1 pseudogene is annotated in these 684 nt (G+C 56.7%); it reads right to left on the minus strand.

Features of this window, described 5'->3' with window-relative positions:
* Positions 1-440 (minus strand): annotated as a pseudogene (locus R7R78_RS26595) (IS6-like element IS6100 family transposase); the annotation flags it as partial.
* Positions 441-684: the final 244 nt, after the last annotated feature.

Raw genomic sequence — 684 nt, forward strand, 5'->3', positions numbered from 1 at the left:
GTGATCGCTGCACCATAGCTCGGCGCTTTGTCGGTATTGAGCGTGGCAGGCTTTTCCCAGTGCTTCAGGCCTCGCAGGGCCTTGCCCAGGAACCGCTTCGCTGCCTTGGCGCTGCGGGTCGGCGACAGGTAGAAATCGATCGTGTCGCCCCGCTTGTCGACTGCCCGGTACAGGTAGGTCCACTTGCCCCGCACCTTGACGTAGGTTTCATCCAGGCGCCAGCTCGGATCAAAGCCACGCCGCCAGAACCAGCGCAGCCGCTTCTCCATCTCCGGGGCGTAGCACTGGACCCAGCGATAGATCGTCGTATGGTCGACCGAAATGCCGCGTTCCGCCAGCATTTCCTCAAGGTCGCGATAGCTGATCGGATAGCGACAATACCAGCGCACCGCCCACAGGATCACATCACCCTGGAAATGGCGCCACTTGAAATCCGTCATCGTTCCGTCCGTCCAATCTCCGCCAAGCATGCGCAAGCTTCACGATTTTTGCAACAGAGCCCACACGAGTATTGAGCATAGTCGAGATTGGTGCAGATCACTTCTGATATTGAACTGTCAGGAGCTGGCTGCACAACAGCCATTACGCCCAATCAACTGGTGCAGTCGTCTTCTGAAAATGACATTTGGTATCTCTCATAACCGGATGTTTTTGAGAGAACTATCTTCGGCCTTCACACGCACG

It is taken from the genome of Vibrio sp. 2134-1 (assembly GCF_033339495.1).